Here is a 21066-nt window from a genome sequence, read left to right as displayed (position 1 = left end):
GCCATGACTGACGTACGTGCTGAGCTGCTCCAGCAGATCAAGGACAAGGCCGTCGTGCACGGCAAGGTGACCCTCTCGTCGGGTCGTGAGGCCGACTACTACATCGACCTGCGCCGGATCACGCTGGACGGCGAGGCGGCGCCCATGGTCGGTCAGGTGATGCTCGATCTGACCGCGGACCTGGACTTCGACTGTGTCGGCGGGCTGACGCTGGGCGCCGATCCGGTGGCGACCTCGATGCTCCATGCCTCCGCGGCGCGTGGTGAGCGGCTCGACGCCTTCGTCGTCCGGAAGGCCCAGAAAGCGCATGGTATGCAGCGCCGCATCGAGGGCGCCGATGTGAAGGGCAGGCGCTGCCTCGTCGTCGAGGACACCTCGACGACCGGCGGCTCACCGCTGACGGCGGTGGAGGCGGTCCGTGAGGCGGGGGGCGAGGTCGTCGCCGTGGCCACGATCGTGGACCGGGGCGCCGTCGGCGCCATCGAAGGGGCCGGTCTGACGTACCTGACCGGTTACGTCCTCGCTGATCTCGGCCTCTCCTAGTGGGCTGACCTGGGGATTCCGAGGGGCACGGGGGGTTTCACGTGAAACCCCCCGCCCTTGCGCGGGAAGGCGGCATGGGCGTCTGGAAGGATAGGTGCGACGATGACGTCGCCCCCAGGTCAGGGCCCAGCACCGAAACCCGCAGATCACAAGGAGCGGACAGATGCCCATCGCAACCCCCGAGGTCTACAACGAGATGCTCGACCGGGCGAAGGCAGGCAAGTTCGCCTACCCGGCCATCAACGTCACCTCGTCCCAGACTCTGCACGCGGCGCTGCGCGGTTTCGCGGAGGCCGAGAGCGACGGCATCATCCAGATCTCGACGGGTGGTGCGGAGTTCCTGGGTGGCCAGCACAAGAAGGACATGGTGACCGGTGCCGTCGCCCTCGCCGAGTTCGCGCACATCGTCGCCGAGAAGTACGACGTCAACATCGCCCTGCACACGGACCACTGCCCGAAGGACAAGCTGGACGGCTACGTCCGTCCGCTGCTCGCGATCTCCGAGGAGCGCGTCTCCAAGGGCCTGAACCCGCTCTTCCAGTCGCACATGTGGGACGGCTCCGCCGAGACCCTCGCCGACAACCTGGCCATCGCCAAGGAGCTGCTGCCCCGCGCCGCCGCGGCCAAGATCATCCTTGAGGTCGAGATCACCCCGACCGGCGGTGAGGAGGACGGCGTCACCCACGAGATCAACGACGAGCTGTACACCACCGTCGAGGACGCCATCCGCACCGCCGAAGCACTGGGCCTGGGCGAGAAGGGCCGCTACCTGCTGGCCGCGTCCTTCGGCAACGTCCACGGCGTCTACAAGCCGGGCAACGTCGTGCTCCGTCCCGAGCTGCTCAAGGACCTGCAGTCGGGCGTCGGCGCCAAGTACGGCAAGGCCGACCCGTTCGACTTCGTCTTCCACGGCGGCTCCGGTTCCACCGTCGAGGAGATCGCCACCGCGCTGGAGAACGGCGTCGTGAAGATGAACCTCGACACCGACACCCAGTACGCCTTCACCCGCCCGGTCGCGGACCACATGTTCAAGAACTACGACGGTGTGCTGAAGGTCGACGGCGAGGTCGGTTCGAAGAAGACCTACGACCCGCGCAGCTGGGGCAAGCTGGCCGAGGCCGGTATGGCCGCGCGCGTGACCGAGGCCTGTGCGGCGCTGCGCTCCACGGGTACCAAGCTCAAGTAGGACCGAACCGCAGGGGGCCCGAATCCCGGACCTGACCTGAACCGAGGGCCCGGCACCGCCCTGTGGGACACCAACGGAGTCCCGCCCGTGGTGTCGGGCCTCCGTCCTGTCCGACAGGGGGATCATGACGTACGGCAGGGGACATACGTACGACTTCGACACCGTCGTCGACCGGCGGGGCACCGGGTGCGTCCAGTGGGACGGCGCCGCAGCCCGCTTCGGTGCCGAGGGGTTGCTGCCGTTCACCATCTCCGACATGGACTTCCCGTCACCGCCGCAGGTGCTGGATGCGCTGCGGGAACGGGTCGCCCACGGGGTGTTCGGCTACACGGACTGGCGGCTCGGCGACTTCCGCGAGGCGGTGCGCGAGTGGCACGCCAAGCGGTACGGCACCGCGGTCGACCCCGAACGGATCGTCTACGCGCCGTCCGTGCTCAGCCAGCTGTCGCAACTGCTGCGGATGTGGACGGAACCCGGCGACGGCGTCGTCGTCCACACCCCAACCTACGACGGCTTCCACCGGGCGGTGACGGGGCTGGGACGCCGGCTGCGGGGGGTGCCGGTGGGTGACCGGGAAGCCCTGGAACGGGAGCTCTCCCGGCCCGACGCGAAGGTGCTCGTCCTGTGCTCGCCGCACAACCCGACCGGACGGGTGTGGACGGAGGGCGAACTGGCGGAGACTGCGGGGCTGGCCCGGGCGCACGGCGTCGCCGTGGTTTCCGACGAGATCCACGCGGACCTCGTGCACGACGGGCACCGGCACCTGCCGTGGACGCGGTTCGCGGACGGCGGGCGCTGGGCGCTGATCACCTCGGCGTCGAAGGCGTTCAACTTCCCCGCGCTGACCGGCTCGTACGGGATCATCGGCGATCCCGAGGAGCGTGCCGCGTTCGTCCGGCGGCTGGAGACCGGGGAGGGGCTCGCCTCCCCCGCCGTGCTGGCGCTCACGGCACACATCGCCGCGTACCGGGAAGGCGCACCCTGGCTCGACGCCCTGCGCGGATACGTGGCCGGGAACCTGGCACTGCTCGCGGACCGGCTGGACGCTGCGTTCCCGGGGCTCGGCTGGACGCCTCCGCAGGCCGGCTATCTGGCGTGGGTCGACCTACGGCCGCTCGGCGTGGCGGACGAGGTGCTGCAGCGGGAGCTGGTCGAGCGGGAGCGTGTCGCCGTCCTGCCGGGGACGGTGTACGGGGCCGAGGGCTTCGTACGGGTCAACCTGGGGTGTCCGAGGGCGAAGGCCGAAGCGGGTGCCCAAGCGCTGGTCCGCGCGCTCCGGCGACGTGCCTGAGGGCCGGCCGATCCCGCGCGGCCACCTCTGACGGCCGCGGTGGGAGCTCACCGCGGCCTCCGACGGCCGCGGTGAGCTGCCGTTCCGGGAGCCGGCGCGCGCGGGACCTACGGCCGGGAGGGGCGGGGCGGGGCCCGGTGCGGCTGGGGCCGGCGGGGTCCCGGCCGTCGGTGGACGCCGTTGGTGCGTCATCGGTGTGCCGGGAAAGGCTGCCGGGGCCGGCCCTCCGGCGAGTTCGGATACACCGTTCGGGTCGCTCCGCAAGCCCGGGAACGCGATGATCCCCGTATGGACGACATCAGGCTGGCGTCCGCGAGGGGCCGGTGGGTGGTGCTGACGACCGTTCTCGGGTCCAGCATGGCCATGTTGGACGCGACGGTCGTCAATGTCGCGTTGCCGCACATCGGGGACGACCTCGACGCCGACCTGGCCGCCCTGCAGTGGACCGTGAACGCGTACATGCTGACCCTGGCAGGGCTGATCCTGCTCGGTGGCGCCCTGGGCGACCGGTACGGGCGGCGGCGGGTGTTCGTGCTCGGCGTCGCGTGGTTCGCGCTGGCCTCGCTGGCCTGCGGGCTGGCGCCGAACGCGGTCGTGCTGATCATCGCCCGTGCGCTCCAGGGTGTCGGTGGCGCACTCCTCACACCGGGTTCGCTGGCCCTCATCCAGGCCAGCTTCCACCCGGACGACCGAGCGCGGGCCGTGGGCCTGTGGTCGGGGTTCGGCGGGATCGGCGCGGCGGTGGGGCCGTTCGTGGGCGGGTGGCTGGTCGACGGTCCCGGCTGGCGCTGGGTGTTCCTGCTGAACGTGCCGCTGGCCGCCGTGTGCGTACCCGTGGCGCTGCGGCACGTCCCGGAGTCGCGCGACCCGGCGGCCCACGGCCGGTTCGACGTGCTGGGCGCGGTGCTGGGCGCGCTGGCCCTCGGGCTGGTGACCTACGGGCTGATCGACGAGTCGTGGTGGGCCGGGCTGGCCGGGATCGCCGTCGGCGCGGCGTTCGTGGGCGTGGAGCGCCGCCGCCCGAACCCGATGCTGCCGCCGTCGATCTTCGCTTCCCGGCAGTTCACGGCGGTCAATCTGGTGACCGTCTGCGTGTACGCGGCGTTCAGCGGCTTCTTCTTCCTCGTGGCACTGCAGCTCCAGGTGGTCTCGGGCTACTCGGCCCTCGCCGCGGGCACCGCACTGCTGCCCACCACGCTGCTGATGCTGCTGCTGTCCGCGCGTTCGGGCGAGCTGGGCGAGCGGATCGGCCCCCGCATCCCGCTGACCGTCGGCCCCCTGGTGTGCGCCGCGGGCATGCTGATGATGCTGCGGGTCGGCGAGGACGCCGCGTACCTCACGGACGTGCTGCCCGCGCTGCTCGTGCTCGGCCTCGGCATGGTGACCCTGGTGGCTCCGCTGACCGCGACCGTGCTGGCATCCGTGGACGCCGCACGGGCGGGTCTGGCCAGCGGGATCAACAACGCGGCCGCACGGGCGGCGGGCCTCCTTGCCGTGGCGGCGCTGCCGCTGCTGGCCGGGATGGGGCCGGAGGCGTACCGGGTGCCGGCCGAATTCGCGGCGACGTTCCGCAGGGCGATGCCGATGCTGGCGGGCGTGCTGGTGGTCGGCGCGGTGCTCGCCTGGACGACGGTGCGGCGCCCCGCCGCGGGGCGCTGCCACCCCGAGTGCAGGGTGCACTGCGGCGTCGGCGCCCCGCCGCTGGAGCCCGCCGAGCAGCCCGAGCCCAGCGATGACGCGGACGGCGGGCTCACGCGCGGTCGGGACGGTTGAAGGTCCTGACCGGTGCGGCGCTCCGGGGTGCGGACGACGGGCGGCGGCCGGTCTGGCCGGTACAGCCCGGTGGCGCCACCTTGACCGGCGGCGTCCTGCGTCCGGTGCGGCCCACGGCATCCGGTGGGGCCGGTACGGGTTTGCTTTTGCCTCCCGTGCCGCCGCTGCCTGAGTGACGGCGGCACAGACGTTTCAGCTGCGGTGACTAACGCTTCAGCTCGGTGTACGCCTCGGCGCTGCTGTCCCTGAGGAACTGCCAGCAACGCTCCGCCTCGTCCTTCTCGTCGATCTCGCCGGCGGCACGGGCGAGGGCGGCGAGGCAGCGCAGGAACCCGCGATTGGCCCGGTGGTCCCAAGGGATGGGGCCATGTCCCTTCCACCCGGCACGGCGCAGGGAGTCCAGACCGCGGTGATAGCCGGTGCGTGCGTAGGCGTACGACTCGATCACTCGCCCAGCCTCGAAGGCGTCGTCCGCGAGCATCGCCCAGGCGAGCGAGAACGTCGGATGCTTCGCCGCGACCTCGGCCGGAGACAGGGACTCCTCGCCCAGCAGGCGGTACGCCTCTTCGTTCTCCGGCAGGTGGGTCGGGTCCGGGCCGCCGAGCAGGTTCTTGTGCGTGGTCATGTAAGCAGTCTGCCACTTGGGGATGGGCGTTCGGGACGCCCCCGCAGATGGCCCGGTCGCGCGCTCTGCAGCGTCGCTCCCCTGGCCAACGGGCCACGTAGCGCAAGGCTCCGGCTGACGCATCCGCACGGCCGTGCGAATGACCGTGCAGGCATCCCCCGAACGGACGGGCACCCTTTGCGGTGCCCGTCCGTTGGCATGTCGTGCGAGGCGCGGAGAATCGCACAGACCATCGAGTGCGACGGGGGGCATGCCGTGGGCAAGCGAGCTGCCGGACGGAACCGTAGGAGGGTGCGGCTGCCGCTGGCCGCCGCGGCGCTGGGGCTCGTGGCCCTCGGGGCGGGCGCCGCCGTCGCCCACTGGCAGCGGGGTGCCGGCGAGCCGTCCGCGGCCCTGCCCCCCGCCCCGGGGGGCCCGGAGGTGACGCAGGCGCCCCGACCGGTGCCACCGGAAGCCTCCTCCACACCACCCGTGCGCGGTGGCGCGGACGCCGACGAGCCCGACGGGACCTCGCCCAGCGCGTCCGCCGGGAAGCCGCCCCCCGCCGACGTGCCCGCCTCCGGCGCGGGGACGTTCGCGGGGGCGGATTCGTCCGGAGAGCCGGTCGGCGCGGGGCAGTTGCGCCGCTACCGGGTGGAGGTCGAGGACGGCGCGGGCATCGCGGCGCCCCGGGCGGCGGCCGAGATCGAGCAGATCATCGCCCACCCGCAGTCCTGGGCGGCGCACGGACGCGGCCGCTTCCAGCTGGTCCCAGCCGGGGCGAAGGCCGACTTCGTCATCCGCATCGCCACTCCGAAGACCGCCGACGGGCTCTGCCGTGCCGAGGGCCTGGACACCGGAGGGGAACTGAACTGCGAGACCTCCGACGGCGTGGTGGTGAACCTGCGCCGTTGGCTGCTCGGTTCGCCGACGTTCACCGGGCAGCCGTCGGAGTACCGCCACCTCATCATCAACCACGAGGTCGGCCATGAGATCGGCATCCGCAAGCACCTGGGCTGCCCGGGACCGGGCAGACCCGCCCCGGTGATGATGCAGCAGATCAAGGGGCTGAAGGGCTGCGTGGCGAACGCCTGGCCGTACGGCAGTGACGGAAGCTACATCACGGGCCCTGCCATCCCCTGACGCGCGGATTATGATGCCGGCAGGGGACCGGAGCTCCGAAACCACCAACGGAAAGGGGCGGACCGCTACCCGGACACCCGTGTCAGGAGACAGCGATGTCGCAGTATCCCGATGCCTCCGGAGCCGGTTCGGTCACCCCGAATCTCGACTTCGCGGGCACCACTCCCTACGAGGACTACGTCCAGGCGGACGTCCTCACCCACCTCCAGCACCCGCTCTCCGACGATCCCGGAGAGATGGTCTTCCTGGTCACCACCCAGGTGATGGAGCTGTGGTTCACCGTCATCGTCCACGAGTGGGAGACCGCATCCCGCGCCCTGCGCAGGGACGACCTCCCCGTCGCGATCGACGCGCTGAAGCGTTCCGTGCGCGAGCTGGACGCACTGAACGCCTCGTGGCGGCCACTGGCGCAGCTCACGCCCGTCCAGTTCAACTCCTACCGCAACGCCCTCGGTGAGGGCTCGGGCTTCCAGTCGGCCATGTACCGGCGCATGGAGTTCCTCCTCGGTGAGAAGTCGGCGTCGATGCTGGTGCCGCACCGCGGCGCCCCGCGGGTCCACGCCGAGCTGGAGAAGGCCCTGCACGAGCCGAGCCTCTACGACGAGGTGCTGCGGTTGCTCGCCCGGCGCGGGCTGCCCGTGCCCCGGGACGTGCTCGACCGCGATGCTTCGCAGCGCTACGAAGCATCGCCCGAGGTCGAGGCCGTCTGGGCGTCCGTCTACGCGGCCGAGCCCTCCGACGGCCCGGCCGGTGAACTCGTGAGGCTCGGCGAGGCGTTGACCGACGTCGGCGAGCTGGTGTGGCGCTGGCGCAACGACCATCTGGTCGCCACGCGCCGGGCCATGGGCGCCAAGGCGGGCACGGGCGGTTCCGCGGGCGTCGCCTGGCTCGAGAAGCGGGCCGCCAAGAACGTGTTCCCCGAGCTGTGGACGGCGCGCAGCCATGTCTGAGCCGACCCCGCACCGCGTCGCGCCGCACACCGCGACCAGCCTTGCGCAGCGGGCGGCGTCGCTGGACGCCGCCGACGACCTGGCCAAGTGCCGCGAGCTGTTCGCGCTCGACGACACCGCCGTCTACCTCGACGGGAACTCGCTGGGCGCGCTGCCCCGCAACGTCTCGGACCGGCTGGCCGACGTGGTCACCCGGCAGTGGGGCGAGCTGCGCATCCGTTCCTGGGACGAGAGCGGCTGGTGGACCGCGCCCGAGCGGATCGGCGACCGGATCGCCCCGCTGGTCGGCGCTGCCCCCGGCCAGGTCGTCGTCGGCGACTCCACGAGCGTCAACATCTTCAAGGCGCTGGTGGCCGCCGTCCGTATGGCACCGGCCGGCCGCGACGAGATCGTCGTCGACGCCACGACCTTCCCCACGGACGGCTACATCGCCCAGTCCGCAGCCCGGCTGACCGGCCGTCGGATCGTGCCCGTCACCCCCGCGGAGCTGCCGTCGGCGCTCGGGCCGCGGACGGCCGTCGCCCTGGTCAACCACGTGGACTACCGCACGGGCCGGCTGCACGACCTGCCGGCGCTCACGGCGGCCGTGCACGAGGCGGGGGCTCTGGCGGTCTGGGACCTGTGCCACAGTGCGGGCGCCCTGCCCGTGGGCCTCGACGCGCATGCCGTGGACCTGGCCGTGGGCTGCACCTACAAGTACCTCAACGGAGGACCGGGTGCGCCGGCGTACCTGTACGTCGCCGAGCGCCACCAGGACCGGTTCGACTCGCCGCTGCCCGGCTGGAACTCGCACGCCGACCCGTTCGCCATGGTCTCCGGGTTCTCCCCGGCCGATGGGGCGGTACGGGGCAGGGTCGGCACGCCCGACATCCTGTCGATGCTGGCGTTGGAGGCGGCACTCGACGTCTGGGACGGGGTGCAGGTGGAGGCGGTGCGGGCCAAGAGCCTCGCCCTCACCGACTTCTTCCTGGAGTGTGTCGAGGCGTACGTGCCGGACCGGGGGTCCCCCCACGACGCAGGGCATGGGAGGAGGGTCACATCGCTCACCCCGCTGGCGCACGCGGAGCGCGGCAGTCAGGTCGCGCTGTCCTGCCCGGAGGCGCCCGCGGTGATGGCGGCCCTGATCGAACGCGGGGTGGTCGGTGATCTCCGCCGTCCTGACGTGTTGCGATTCGGGTTCACCCCGCTCTACGTCGGATTCGCGGACACCGAGCGCGCGGCGCGGGTCCTCGCGGAGGTCCTCGAGGAGATTCCGGCCGGCAGGAGGACGTCGCCGCGGGGCTGATCGCAGGGGGCCGGGGGCCTGGTACCGTCCCCGCTGGTCAGGCCGATTCGGCCCCCTCATCGAAAGGTTGGAGCAGCATGCCGGACCCCGCCGCTCGCGATGCCGCCGAAGAGGCCTCGGCCCTGTCCCACCCTGCCGTCGCCCCCGACGCCTCGGCCGCCTACGGCGAACACCCCGACCAGGTCGTCGACTTCTACGCCCCGCGTGACGGCGGCGACCGCACGGCGCCCCTCGTGGTGCTGCTGCACGGCGGGGCGTGGCGGGCGCCCTACGACCGGCAGCACGTGACGCCCCTCGCGGACTTCTTGGCGCGGCGTGGCTTCGCCGTGGCCAACGTCGAGTACCGCCGGGGAGGTTCGCTGCCCCAGCCGCGCGACGCGGACGGTGGCGGCGGGCCGCTCGCCGGGCGCTGGCCGGACACGTTCGACGACGTCGCCGCCGCGCTTGACGCCCTGCCGGACCTCGCCCGTGCGGCACTGCCGCGGGCCGATCAGCGGCGTACCGTCATCACCGGCCACTCGGCCGGTGGGCACCTCGCGCTGTGGGCGGCGGCCCGGCACGTGCTGCCCGCCGACTCGCCGTGGCGGCTGGCGGCACCTCCGCAACTGCGCGGCGTCGTGGCGCTCGCCCCGATCGCGGACTTCGCGAGGGCGGTCGCGATGTCCGTCTGCGGGGGCGCGGTGCACCAGCTCCTCGGTGGGGAGAAGCAGTACGCGGAGCGCGCCGTCCACACGGATCCGGCGCTGCTGTTGCCCACGGGGATCGCGACGACCGTCGTGCAGGGGTGCGAGGACGTGGTGGTGCCACAGGCCGTCGCCGAGGCGTACGTGGACGCGGCGGCGAAGGCGGGTGAGACCGTCGGCTTCACGCTTCTCGAGGGCGTGGGTCACTTCCCCCTGATCGATCCCGCGGCGGATGCGTGCGCGGTGGTGGCGGAGGAGATCGCCCAACTGGCGTGGTGAGGAGGGAGGGGCCTCACCGCCGGACGACTTCGGAGCCGCCGCTTCCCGGGTCGCCAGAAGCCCCCGGTCGGCCGGGTGCGCCGTCGGCCTGTGGGGTCCGCAGCGACTCCGGGGGATCCAGGGAGGGGCCGGGGCACTTCGCCCGTCCTATCCCGCGCGTCCTGCGCCGCGCGTCCTGCCCGCCGGGGCGGTCTCGTAGGCCAGCCCGCCCGCCACCGCGTAGTACCTGGGACGGACGCGGGAGGATCCGCATCACAGGTGACGACCTGCCCCGCTCGCCCCCGTACCTTGGCTGACGTGACCGATTCCGAGACCACGCGGCGCATCCCGCACATCGACGCCACGGGCAGCAGCCCCGAGATCCGTCTGGCCCTTGGCGCGCTCAAGGGCCTGCGTGACGATCTCACCGAGGACGTCTTCGCCTACCGGCCGCTCCCGCCGCTCGGCCAGGGCGGCCGCCTTATCCGCCGGCTGCCCGGCAGACTGCGCCACTGGGCGGTCTGGACCCCGCACGTCCTCGTGGGCTTCGCCGCGTTCGTGGTCGTGTGCGTCGCCTACGACGGGAGGAGCCCGGGCAGCGAGAGTGGCGCCCTGTTCATGCTGACCGGCCTCATACCCGCGGCCGCGGTGCTGATGACGCTGGTCCGGCCGGTGGCCGCGTTCTGGCTGTCGCTCGCCTCCGCCCCCTTCGTCTCCATGGTGGCGGATTGGGACGGTTGGCCGTGGTCCGCCACCTCCTTCATGGCGCACCTCGTCGTGCTGACCGTCGTCGCCGCCAGGACTCGGCCCCGTACCGCCGCCTGGATGTGGGTGGTCACCGGTGTCTACGGCGGATTCGTCGGGTTCGCCTTCGAGCACGAGTACGGCGGGAACACGGCACCGATGCTGTTCGTCTCCGCGCTCGCCCTCCTCGTGGTGACCGTGCGGCACGTGCGCCGGGAGGCGGAGCAGGAAGTGACCGCGCAGCGGACGGTCACCGCCGTGGAGCGCGACCGGCGCACCCTGCTGGAGGAGCGCACCACCATCGCTCGTGAGCTGCACGACGTGGTCGCCCACCACATGTCGGTCGTCGCGATCCAGGCGGAGGCGGCCCCCTACCGGGTCGAGAACCCGCCGCCGGAGCTGGAGCAGGCCTTCGTGACGATCCGGGAGAACGCGGTGGCCGCCCTCACCGAGCTGCGCCGGGTGCTCGGCGTGGTGCGGGCGGAGGACTACGAGGCCCCGGACGCGCCCCAGCCGACGCTCGCCGACCTGGACGGGCTCCTGGCCAACGTCCGCGAGGCGGGGCTCCGGGTGGATCTGACGGTCACCGGCGCGGTGCGCGAACTGCCGCAGGGCGTCGCACTGTCGGCGTACCGGATCATCCAGGAGGCGTTGAGCAACGCCCTGCGTCACGCCCCCGGCGCATCCGCGGGGGTGGAGGTGAGCTACGTGCTCGGCGGACTCGGGCTGCGGATCGTCAACGGACCGGCACGGGGGCTCGCCGAACCGCAACCCCGGCGGCCCCTGTCGACGGGCGCCGGCCACGGCATCACCGGCATGCGGGAGCGGGTGGCGATGTTGAACGGCGAGATGACTGCCGAGCCGACCACGGACGGCGGCTACGAGGTGGCCGCGTTCCTCCCCGTCGTGAAGGACGAGACCGCATGACCATCCGTGTGCTGATCGCCGACGACCAGGCGATGGTCCGCGAGGGCTTCTCCGTGCTGCTGAACGCGATGCCGGACATCGAGGTGATCGGCGAGGCGGTCAACGGTCGCGAAGCAGTCTCCCAGGTGGCCGCCCTGCGCCCGGACGTGGTGCTGATGGACATCCGGATGCCGGAGCTCAGCGGCATCGAGGCGACCCGGGAGATCGTTGCGGCCGACGCCGACGCCAAGGTGCTCGTGCTGACGACCTTCGACCTCGACGAGTACGTGTACCAGGCGCTCCGGGCGGGTGCGTCGGGCTTCCTCCTCAAGGACGCCTCCGCCCGGCAACTCGCCGAGGGAGTACGGGTCGTCGCGGCCGGCGAGGCGCTGCTCGCGCCGACCGTCACCCGCCGCCTGATCACCGAGTTCTCGCGGATCTCGGTTTCGCCACGGCCGCCCGCGCTGGCCCAGATCGGCGATCTGACCGAACGGGAGACGGAGGTGCTGGTCCTGATCGCCCAGGGTCTGTCGAACGCGGAGATCGCCGAGCACCTCGTCGTCGCCGAGTCCACGATCAAGACCCATGTGAGTCGGATCCTGGTGAAGCTGGGCCTGCGGGACCGTACCCAGGCGGCGGTGTTCGCGTACGAGGCGAGGCTGGTGACGCCGGGGTAGGCAGGGAAGGGACACACGCAAGGGTGATCGGTGCGTGAACCGCCGCGGGGCGCGAATGCTCTGGCCACACTGGCCAGAGCACCGGAAGGAGTGCACCATGACGGTTATGGCAGAGCGCACGTCACAGATGACGGTCGACGAGTTCGAGAAGATCGCCGAGTTCGCCGCCAAGGAGTCCGACGGAGCCGTCAGGTTGGAGTTCATCAACGGACGGATCGGGGACAAGGGCGTGCCTGACGGCGACCACAACGAGATCTGGATGTGGCTGTCGGCGCTGTGCATGCAGCATCGGCCGGAGCTCGGTCTCTACAGCGGTGATCAGGGTCTCGAACTCGAGTCGTACCGCAAGGGCAGGGGGAGGCCGGACGGCTCCCTCGCCCCCCGGGGCACCTTCGCCGGACAGGGAGAGTGGGCCAGCCCCGACGGTGTGCTGATGACGGTCGAGATCACCTCGTACGACCATGACACCGACAAGCGCGACCGCGAGGAGAAGCCGATCGCCTACGCCGACGCGGGCATCCCCGTCTTCCTGCTCATCGACCGCGATGAGTGCACGGTCACCGTGCACAGCGATCCGGACCCGGAGAGCGGCCGGGGCTACCGCGATGTGCACAAGGTCGCCTTCGGCGCCACGGTCGCTCTCCCCGACCCCGTCGGCATCGAGCTCGACACGGACGTCTTGAAGAACTACGTCCGCTGACCCTAGCGTCCGCACATGGACGCCCTCTCCGCCACGCCCTTCGCCCCCTGGTCGCCCGCCTTCGTCGCCGACCCCTACCCGGCGTACGCGGAGCTCCGCGCGCGGGGCCGGGTGCACTTCTTCGAGCCGACCCGCCAGTGGCTCGTCCCCGCCCACGCGGACGTGTCGGCGCTGCTGCGGGACCGCAGGCTCGGCCGCACCTACCTGCACCGCTTCACGCACGAGGAGTTCGGGCGGACGCCTCCGCCCGCGGCGCACGAACCGTTCCACACCCTCAACGACCACGGGCTGCTGGACCTCGAGGCCCCCGACCACACGCGCATCCGCCGACTGGTGACCAAGGCGTTCACGCCGCGGACGGTGCAGGCGTTGGAACCGACGGTCCAACGGCTCGCTTCCGCCCTGGTGGCGGACCTCGTGAAGGCGGGGGGTGGTGATCTGCTCGCGGAGGTCGCCGAGCCCCTTCCGGTCGGCGTCATCGCGGAGATGCTGGGGATCCCCGAGCAGGACCGGGGGCTGTTGCGTCCCTGGTCGGCGGACATCTGCGGGATGTACGAGCTGAACCCCTCCGAGGAGACGGCGTCCCGTGCCGTCCGTGCCTCGCTCGAATTCTCGGGGTACCTGAGGGAGCTGATCGGCGCGCGACGCAAGGAGCCGGGGGACGACCTGGTTTCCGCGCTGATCGCCGCCCACGACGAGGGGGACAGGCTCAGCGAGCAGGAGATGATCTCCACCTGCGTGCTCCTGCTGAACGCCGGTCACGAGGCGACCGTCAACACGACGGCGAACGGCTGGTGGACGCTGTTCCGTCATCCCGGGCAGCTCGCCTCCCTACGGGCCGACCACTCCATGCTGTCCACGGCCGTGGAAGAACTGATGCGCTACGACACCCCGCTGCAGATGTTCGAGCGGTGGGTGCTCGACGACATCGAGATCGGCGGCACCGTCGTGCCGCGGGGCTCCGAACTGGCGTTGCTCTTCGGCTCGGCCAACCGCGACCCGGCCCGGTTCGGGCGGCCCGACGAACTGGACCTCGCCCGGCCGGACAACCCGCACATCACCTTCGGCGCGGGCATCCACTACTGCCTCGGTGCCCCGCTAGCCCGTATCGAACTGGCTGCCTCGTTCGGCGAGTTGCTGCGCGAGGCACCGACGATGCGGCTCGCCGCCGAGCCGGAGTGGAAGCCGGGGTACGTCATCAGGGGAGTGCGCGAGCTGCTCGTCGAGCTCTGAGCCGGGGCTGGCAGGCGGCGGCCGCCCGCCCGGCCCGGCGGCGCCGCCCACGGCGGGTGCGCGGTGCGGCGCCCCACCCGCTCGGCTGCAAGGGGGGGCGCCGCACCGGCAAGGCGGTGGGATCAGCACGTCACGTCCCGCCGGCGCAGCGCCGCCAGGCCCGCCGCCACCAGGACCGCCGCCAGTGCGGTCAGCACCAGTACGGGGGACCAGGCCATCTCGGCGCCCGGCAGCTTCGGCAGATGGCCGAAGGGGGACAGGTTCAGGACCGGTTGCGGGAGGTCCAGTGCCGGCCCGATCCAACCGAGCAGCAGGCACAGACCGGCCACGCCCCAGCCGGCCGCGGCCGCCCGCGGTGCCACCCCGTACAGCAGCAGGGCGAGCCCGGCCAGTGTCCATACCGCGGGGAGCTGCATCAGTGAGGCGCCGAGGATCGCGGCCGACCCGCCGCCGTGTCCGAGGGCCAGGCCCGCTCCGCTGAGCAACATGATCACTGCCGCTCCGCCGAAGGCGACGGCCAGGTGGCCGGCCGCCCAGGTGAGTCTGCCGACGGCGTTCGCGAGCACCGGTTCGGCGCGCTGTGAGGTCTCCTCGGAGTGCAGCCGCAGTACGGACCCCACCGCGAAGAGCGCGGCCACCATCCCGAACATGCCGACCATCGCGGCGAGGAAGGCGTCGGTCAGACCCGACTGACCGCCCATGCGCTCGAAGATCTCCCTGGCCTGCGGGTTGTCCCCGACCAGGTCCGCGGCGCCGCTCGCCATGCCGCCGAAGACGGTCCCGGCCAGCAGATAGCCCACGCTCCAGCCGAGGAGCGAGCCGCGCTGCAGACGCCATGCGAGGCCGCCCGCGGTCGCGAGCCGGCCCTGCGCGGGACCCGGCCGGGCGGGGAGGAAGCTCATCCCGATGTCCCGCCGCCCGGCCAGGGTGTACGCGACGGCGGCCTGGGCGGTGACCGCGGCGGCGATCAGCAGCAGCACCCACCAGCGCTCGTCGGCGAAGGACCGTACGTTCTCCGCCCAGCCGATCGGCGACAGCCACGTCAGCACGGAGCCGCCGTCGGCCGATCCCGCGTCGCCCGCGGCCCGCAGCACGAAGGCCAGCCCCAGCGCGCCCGCGGTCAGGCCCTTGGCGAGCCTGGCGCTCTCGGTCAGCTGGGCGGCGATCGCCGCCGTGGTGGCGAACAGCACGCCGGTCCCCCCGATCGCCGCGCCGAGGGCGAACGCGCCCCCGACGCCTTGCGCGGCCAGCCCGACCGTGATCAGGACGGCCACGGCCGTATCGCCGATCACGGCGGTGAGCAGGGCGGCTGTGAGGGGCGCGCGGCGCCCCACCACGGCGGAGGACAGCACTTCCTGACGGCCGCTCTCCTCTTCCTCGCGGGTGTGCCGGACGACGAGGACCAGGCTCATCACCGCGGCCAGCACGGCGGCGAAGGTGGCGAACCGCCAGGCGACGAGCGCTCCGAGCGAGTCGTCGAAGACGGGACCGTACAGCGAGCGCATCGAGCTGTTGGCGTCCATCGATGCGGCGAGGCCGGCGCGTGCGGCTGCCGTTCCGTACAGGCCCTCCAGGGTGCCGGCACCGCTGGCGACCATGCCGCCGATGACCACGACCCAGAGCGGCAGCACGAGGCGGTCGCGGCGCAGGGCGAGCCTGAGCAGTGTCCCCGTGCCCGCCAGTGGCCGGGAGGCTGTGGTCCGTGCCGCCCGGGCGGTGGCCTCTGCGACGGCGGTCATCGTGCCATCGCCCCTTCGGCGGGTGTGCCGTCACTGCTGCGTACGTCGTCCTGGTAGTGACGCAGGAACAGTTCCTCCAGGGTGGGTGGGGTGCAGGTCAGTGAGCGCAGCCCCGACCCGGTGAGTGAGCGCAGCACCGCGTCCAGCTTGTCCGTGTCGACCTGGAGCCTGACCCGGCTGCCCCGGACGTCGAGGTCGTGTACGCCGGGCAGCTCCGCCAGCCCGCCGGCGGGGCGAGCCAGTTCGGCGGTCACGCTGGTGCGGGTGAGGTGGCGCAGGTCGGCGAGCGAACCGCTCTCCACGGTGCGGCCCTTGCGGATGATGCTGACCCGGTCGCAGAGCGCCTCGACCTCGCTCAGGACGTGGCTGGACAGCAGGACCGTCCGGCCGCGGTCCCGCTCCTCGGCGACGCAGCTCTGGAAGACCCCTTCCATCAGCGGGTCGAGGCCCGAGGTCGGCTCGTCGAGGATCAGTACGTCGACGTCGGACGCGAAGGCGGCGACCAGGGCGACCTTCTGGCGGTTTCCCTTGGAGTAGGCGCGGCCCTTCTTGGTGGGGTCCAACTCGAACCGCTCGATCAGCCGGGCCCGCCGCGTCGCGTCCAGCCCTCCCCGCAGCCTGCCGTAGAGGTCGATGACCTCGCCGCCGGAGAGGTTGCGCCACAGGGTGACGTCGCCGGGGACGTAGGCGACCCGCCGGTGCAGCTCCACCGCGTCCCGCCAGGGGTCCCCGCCGAGCAGCCGGGCGCTACCCGAGTCGGGGCGCAGCAGTCCCAGCAGGATCCGGATGGTGGTGGACTTCCCCGAGCCGTTGGGGCCGAGGAAGCCGTGGACCTCGCCGGTTTCGACGTCGAGGTCGAGGCCGTCCAGGGCGTGGCTGCGACCGAACGACTTGTGCAGCCCGGAGACAGTGATTGCCTTCGTCATGATTCAGAACGTACGCTGTGTTCATAAAATTGTGAAGTTAAGGAAGTGTATAAACTTGACCCCGTGGCCGTGAGCAGGGGAGATGATTCGAAGGTGACCGAACAGCGCGCGAGCAGCCCACCACGCGACGAAGAGGCCGTGTCCGTCTTCGTGGAGCGCTTCGCCGCTCAACTCGTCGAGGCCGGCATGACCCGGATGCCCTCCCGGGTCTTCGCCGCCATCCTCGCCTCCGACTCGGGCGTGATGACGTCCGCCGAGCTCGGCGAGCAGCTCAAGGTCAGCCCGGCTGCGGTGTCCGGGGCGATCCGCTACCTCGCCCAGGTCAACATGGTGACGCGGGAACGCGAGCCGGGCTCGCGCCGCGACCGCTACCGGGTGCACAGCGACCAGTGGTACGAGGCTCTGACCAACCGCGACCAGATCCTGAGGCGTTGGGAGGTCACCCTGCGCGACGGGGTGGCGAGCCTCGGCGCCGACTCGGCGGCGGGCCGCCGGATCGCCGAGACACTGGAGTTCTTCGAGTTCATGGAGAAGGAGCTGGCGCAGCTGATGGAGCGCTGGCGGGCGCACCGCGAGCGGGTCTTCGGCACGACCTGACGCCGTCCGTGCCCGTGCCGTTTGACCCTCGACCTTGTCGAGGGCCCAGAGTCCCGGCTGTGGAGAGCGAGATGCGAAGCATCGGTGAGATGGCTCGGGACAGCGGGCTGACCGCCAGCGCCCTGCGGTTCTACGACCGCTCGGGGGTGCTGGTCCCCGTTCACGTGGACCCGCTGAGCAGCTACCGGTGGTACGGGCCCGAGCAGCTCGACGAGGCCCGGCTGCTCGCCCGGTTGCGCCGGGCGGGCATGCCGCTGTCGGACATCCGGCTGGCCCTGGCGGGCTGGGCGGGAGGGGATGCCGGCCTGGTGCGGGGGCTCCTGGAGGAGCACCTGCGCCGCCTGGAACGCGGGTTGTCCGATGCCCGCAGGGAGTTCTCCACGGTCCGAACGCTGATCGAGGACAGGGAGAAACCCGTGACCGTGACCACCACCGCCCAGGTGTCCGTTTCCGCTACCGAGTTGCTGGGGGCGCTGGACGCCGTGCGGTTCGCGGCCGGCGGCGCGGATCCGGCGCTGCCGATGCTCGCCGGGGTGCTGTTCGACGTCGAGGGCGACGGAATGCGGGTCGTGGCGACCGACCGCTACCGGCTGGCCGTCGCGCGCGCTGCGACGGCCGGGCACGGCGGGGGGCGGGTGCAGATCGTCGTACCGTCGGCGCTCGTCGACGCCATGCGGGCACTGCTCGGGGGCGCCGGGGACGCGCGAGCCGCGGACGGCGCGGTGAGTGCCGGGGGTGCGTCGCGTGCCGACGGCTCGGCGGCGGCGCGGCTCACGGTGGACGGAGACCGGATCACGCTCGAGGCCGGCGGCGGCCAGGCGGGCGGCCGGGGCCTCGGGCGAGGCTTCCCCGACTACCGCAGGCTGGTCCGGTTGCCCGCCGGGCGTCGGGTCGAGGTCGACACCGCGGCGCTGCGGGCTGCCGTCGCGGACGGCCCGGTGCGCGCGGGCGAGGTGCGCGAGCAGGACGGGGTCGCCTTCGACCGCACCGTCCTGGCGGTGACGGCGGACGGCGGTGTGGCCGTGTCCGAGGACGGCGACCATCACGCCGACCGGGTCGGGGTCAACCGTGACTTCCTGCTCCAGGCGCTGGCGGCGGGGGCGCGGGACCGGCTGGTCCTGGAGCTGGGCGGCCCGACGACACCGTTGGCGATCCGCCGCCCCGACGCCGAGGGCACCTTCTCGCTGCTGATGCCGGTGCGCCTGGAAGCCTGACGGCGGGCCGGGGACCGCCGGGGCGCGGCCATACCGGCGCCGGTCGGCGCTGCCGCCCGGTCCCGGCCCGGCGGAGCCCGCCGGCACCACCCCGTCCGCCTCCACTCGCAGCCGGTGCGGGTGCACCGCCAGCGGCTCGGGCGGGGCGGCCGTACCGGCGCCGGTCGGCGCTGCCGCCCGGTCCCGGCCCGGCGGAGCCCGCTAGCCCGGCAGCGTCAGCGACCACGCCCTGGGGCGGAATGTCCAGGTCCGTTTGCGGACCGGTCCCGCGACCAGGGCGTCCGCGCGGTAGCGGAAGGACGAGCCCGAAACCGTGATCACCTTCGCCAGGCCCCGCAGCGGTTCGGCCGCCGACTCCCGCTGGACGGTGACTTCAGCGGCACCACCGACCGCACGCACCCGCACGTCCTCGACCGGCTCGTCCAGGTCGTTCAGCACCACCCCGTCCGCCTCCACCCGCAGCCGGTGCGGGTGCACCGCCAGCGGCTCGGGCGGCGCGGGCCGGACGAGGGTGCGGACCAGGGAGCGGCAGGCGTGCCACACAGAACCCCCGGCCGCCGCGGCTGCGGAGGCCGGGGGCGAGGCGGGGATGCGGAGGTCGGCAAGCACCACCCCGTCGCTGTCGTCGACCAGCAGGTCCTGGTGGTGCGGGACGCCGTCGAGGACTGCCCGCGCGGCCGCCACCGCGCCCGTCGGCACCCCCAGGGACCGGGCGAGGTCCACGGACGTGCCGGACCCGACCGGGACGAACGACAGCGCGTCGTCGCCGAGCTCACGCCCGCGGTGCAGAGCGGTTACGGCGCGTAGCAGCGCACGGTCGTCCCCCACCACGACGGGCCGGCGGGAACCCCTTCTGGCCAGGGCCCGAGAGAATTCCTCGGGCCCGTCCGGCAGGCAGATCTTCGCCGCCGCCCCGGCACACAACACATCCTTCACGATCCGTACGGACTCGCCGTCGAAACGGCGGGCGACCGGGTCGATGACCACCAGGAGCTGGTCGGGAGCCGACACCTCGGTCCTTCCTCGGGTAGCATCTTTGTGCAAGAGCCCCTTGCGCTATTGCGCCAGGGGCTTCGTCTATTCCGGGGCAACACCGGTTGGCGGCTCAGGCTCCCCGACCTTGGACATGCCCCGCCCGGAAGGGGTGTACGCCTGTGCCCGCACTCGTGCTGCTCGGTGCTCAGTGGGGTGACGAAGGCAAGGGAAAGGCCACCGACCTCCTCGGTGGATCCGTGGACTATGTCGTGCGTTACCAGGGTGGTAACAATGCCGGCCACACGGTCGTCGTCGGCGACCAGAAGTATGCGCTCCACCTCCTTCCTTCCGGAATCCTCTCGCCGGGATGCACCCCGGTCATCGGCAACGGAGTCGTCGTCGATCCGGCGGTCCTGCTCTCCGAGCTGAGCGGGCTGAATGAGCGAGGCGTCGACACGTCCAAGCTCCTGATCAGCGGAAACGCCCATCTCATCACCCCGTACAACGTCACCCTCGACAAGGTGACGGAACGGTTCCTCGGGAAGCGCAAGATCGGTACCACCGGTCGTGGGATCGGCCCGACCTACGCTGACAAGATCAACCGCGTCGGCATCCGCGTCCAGGACCTCTACGACGAGTCGATCCTGGCCCAGAAGGTCGAGGCCGCGCTGGAGCAGAAGAACCAGCTGCTCGCCAAGGTCTTCAACCGTCGCGCCATCGAGGCGGACCGGATCGTCGAGGAGATGCTGGGCTACGCCGAGCAGGTGAAGCCGTACGTCGCCGACACCACGCTGATCCTGAACAACGCCATCGACGAGGGCAAGGTGGTCCTCTTCGAGGGCGGCCAGGGCACCCTCCTCGACGTCGACCACGGCACGTACCCCTTCGTCACCTCCTCGAACCCGACCGCGGGCGGTGCCTGCACCGGTGCCGGAGTCGGTCCGACGAAGATCAGCCGCGTCATCGGCATCCTCAAGGCCTACACCACGCGCGTCGGTGCGGGTCCGTTCCCGACGGAGCTGTTCGACGAGGACGGCGAGGCGCTGCGCCGCATCGGCGGCGAGCGCGGCGTCACCACCGGCCGGGACCGCCGCTGCGGCTGGTTCGACGCGGTGATCGCCCGCTACGCGACCCGGGTCAACGGCCTGACGGACTTCTTCCTCACCAAGCTCGACGTGCTGACCGGCTGGGAGCAGATCCCGGTCTGCGTCGCGTACGAGATCGACGGCCGGCGCGTCGAGGAGCTGCCGTACTCCCAGACCGACTTCCACCACGCGAAGCCGGTGTACGAGTACCTGCCGGGTTGGTCCGAGGACATCACCCAGGCCAAGACCTTCTCCGACCTGCCGAAGAACGCGCAGGCGTACGTGAAGGCGCTGGAGGAGATGTCGGGCGCGCCGATCTCCGCGATCGGGGTCGGCCCCGGCCGTACCGAGACGATCGAGATCAACTCGTTCCTCTGACGGTTCCTTCCGTCGGCGAGCACGCAGGCCGGCGAGCGCGCAGGGCCACGGGGTGGGCCGGCGGGACACGTGTCCCGCCGGACCACGCCTCCCCCTCGGCCAGACGGGGGGGACCCCCCCGGTCCCCCTGGGAACCGGTGGAGCGCCCGGTGGCACGACCACCCCGTACAGGTCCG

At 72.2% G+C, this 21066-nt stretch carries 19 protein-coding genes; 15 read left to right on the top strand and 4 right to left on the bottom strand.

Features of this window, described 5'->3' with window-relative positions; genetic code table 11:
* The first annotated feature begins 3 nt into the window (after window positions 1–3).
* The 4 genes from pyrE to ACFXOM_RS30300 all read left to right on the top strand — a co-directional run bounded on the left by pyrE (window position 4) and on the right by ACFXOM_RS30300 (window position 4793).
* On the top strand, window positions 4–543 hold the full coding sequence (gene pyrE / locus ACFXOM_RS30315) for an orotate phosphoribosyltransferase (protein WP_384942184.1): 540 nt from the start codon (window positions 4–6) through the stop codon (window positions 541–543).
* Between the two features lie 145 nt (window positions 544–688).
* Window positions 689–1729, top strand: coding sequence for a class II fructose-bisphosphate aldolase (gene fbaA / locus ACFXOM_RS30310; protein WP_384942218.1), 1041 nt, complete (start codon window positions 689–691; stop codon window positions 1727–1729).
* Window positions 1730–1853: 124 nt separating this feature from the next.
* Complete coding sequence (locus ACFXOM_RS30305; protein WP_384942182.1) at window positions 1854–3020, top strand: MalY/PatB family protein; 1167 nt, start codon at window positions 1854–1856, stop codon at window positions 3018–3020.
* 288 nt (window positions 3021–3308) lie between these two features.
* Entirely contained in the window at window positions 3309–4793 is a 1485-nt protein-coding gene (locus tag ACFXOM_RS30300) for an MFS transporter (protein ID WP_384942181.1), read from the top strand.
* A 205-nt stretch (window positions 4794–4998) separates the two neighbouring features.
* Here the strand turns inward: ACFXOM_RS30300 and ACFXOM_RS30295 are convergent, their stop codons facing one another.
* Window positions 4999–5418 (bottom strand): DUF3151 domain-containing protein, encoded by a 420-nt coding sequence (locus tag ACFXOM_RS30295; RefSeq protein WP_384948581.1) that lies wholly within the window; start codon window positions 5416–5418, stop codon window positions 4999–5001.
* Window positions 5419–5709: 291 nt separating this feature from the next.
* Here ACFXOM_RS30295 and ACFXOM_RS30290 point away from each other — a divergent pair, with 291 nt between their 5' ends.
* The 8 genes from ACFXOM_RS30290 (at window position 5710) to ACFXOM_RS30255 (ending at window position 13976) form a co-directional block, all read left to right on the top strand.
* On the top strand, window positions 5710–6540 hold the full coding sequence (locus ACFXOM_RS30290) for a DUF3152 domain-containing protein (RefSeq protein ID WP_384942178.1): 831 nt from the start codon (window positions 5710–5712) through the stop codon (window positions 6538–6540).
* 95 nt (window positions 6541–6635) lie between these two features.
* A complete protein-coding gene (locus tag ACFXOM_RS30285; RefSeq protein ID WP_384942176.1) occupies window positions 6636–7490 on the top strand; it encodes a tryptophan 2,3-dioxygenase family protein in 855 nt (284 codons plus the stop codon).
* Window positions 7483–8775: a kynureninase gene (gene kynU / locus ACFXOM_RS30280; RefSeq protein ID WP_385040433.1), complete on the top strand. Its 1293-nt coding sequence runs from the start codon at window positions 7483–7485 to the stop codon at window positions 8773–8775. The genes ACFXOM_RS30285 and kynU overlap by 8 nt, the downstream gene beginning before the upstream one ends.
* Window positions 8776–8852: 77 nt before the next feature.
* A complete protein-coding gene (locus tag ACFXOM_RS30275; protein ID WP_384942172.1) occupies window positions 8853–9737 on the top strand; it encodes an alpha/beta hydrolase family protein in 885 nt (294 codons plus the stop codon).
* Between the two features lie 297 nt (window positions 9738–10034).
* Window positions 10035–11387 (top strand): sensor histidine kinase, encoded by a 1353-nt coding sequence (locus ACFXOM_RS30270; protein WP_384942170.1) that lies wholly within the window; start codon window positions 10035–10037, stop codon window positions 11385–11387.
* Window positions 11384–12043, top strand: coding sequence for a response regulator (locus ACFXOM_RS30265; protein ID WP_384942168.1), 660 nt, complete (start codon window positions 11384–11386; stop codon window positions 12041–12043). The genes ACFXOM_RS30270 and ACFXOM_RS30265 overlap by 4 nt, the downstream gene beginning before the upstream one ends.
* Before the next feature lie 97 nt (window positions 12044–12140).
* A complete protein-coding gene (locus ACFXOM_RS30260; RefSeq protein WP_384942167.1) occupies window positions 12141–12743 on the top strand; it encodes a Uma2 family endonuclease in 603 nt (200 codons plus the stop codon).
* Window positions 12744–12758: 15 nt separating this feature from the next.
* Entirely contained in the window at window positions 12759–13976 is a 1218-nt protein-coding gene (locus tag ACFXOM_RS30255) for a cytochrome P450 (protein WP_384948585.1), read from the top strand.
* Between the two features lie 122 nt (window positions 13977–14098).
* On the opposite strand, the gene ACFXOM_RS30250 is transcribed toward ACFXOM_RS30255, so the two are convergent.
* Together ACFXOM_RS30250 and ACFXOM_RS30245 are read right to left on the bottom strand one after the other, a co-directional pair.
* On the bottom strand, window positions 14099–15715 hold the full coding sequence (locus ACFXOM_RS30250) for an ABC transporter permease (RefSeq protein ID WP_385040431.1): 1617 nt from the start codon (window positions 15713–15715) through the stop codon (window positions 14099–14101).
* Entirely contained in the window at window positions 15712–16641 is a 930-nt protein-coding gene (locus ACFXOM_RS30245) for an ATP-binding cassette domain-containing protein (RefSeq protein WP_384942161.1), read from the bottom strand. The genes ACFXOM_RS30250 and ACFXOM_RS30245 overlap by 4 nt, the downstream gene beginning before the upstream one ends.
* Window positions 16642–16734: 93 nt before the next feature.
* Between ACFXOM_RS30245 and ACFXOM_RS30240 the strand changes: the two genes are divergently transcribed.
* Together ACFXOM_RS30240 and ACFXOM_RS30235 are read left to right on the top strand one after the other, a co-directional pair.
* Window positions 16735–17238, top strand: coding sequence for a GbsR/MarR family transcriptional regulator (locus ACFXOM_RS30240; protein WP_384942160.1), 504 nt, complete (start codon window positions 16735–16737; stop codon window positions 17236–17238).
* 71 nt (window positions 17239–17309) lie between these two features.
* Complete coding sequence (locus ACFXOM_RS30235) at window positions 17310–18452, top strand: MerR family transcriptional regulator (RefSeq protein ID WP_384942159.1); 1143 nt, start codon at window positions 17310–17312, stop codon at window positions 18450–18452.
* 201 nt (window positions 18453–18653) lie between these two features.
* Here the strand turns inward: ACFXOM_RS30235 and ACFXOM_RS30230 are convergent, their stop codons facing one another.
* The gene (locus tag ACFXOM_RS30230) at window positions 18654–19463 is read right to left on the bottom strand and encodes a diacylglycerol kinase (protein WP_384942158.1); all 810 of its coding nucleotides are present in this window, start codon (window positions 19461–19463) and stop codon (window positions 18654–18656) included.
* 143 nt (window positions 19464–19606) lie between these two features.
* Here ACFXOM_RS30230 and ACFXOM_RS30225 point away from each other — a divergent pair, with 143 nt between their 5' ends.
* Window positions 19607–20890 carry an adenylosuccinate synthase gene (locus ACFXOM_RS30225; protein WP_384942156.1) on the top strand — a complete coding sequence of 428 codons (1284 nt, stop codon included), beginning with the start codon at window positions 19607–19609 and terminating at the stop codon, window positions 20888–20890.
* Window positions 20891–21066 lie beyond the last annotated feature (176 nt).

It is taken from the genome of Streptomyces sp. NPDC059169, from assembly GCF_042755225.1.
GTDB lineage: Bacteria > Actinomycetota > Actinomycetes > Streptomycetales > Streptomycetaceae > Streptomyces.
This window is presented reverse-complemented; position numbering and strand designations above follow the sequence as displayed.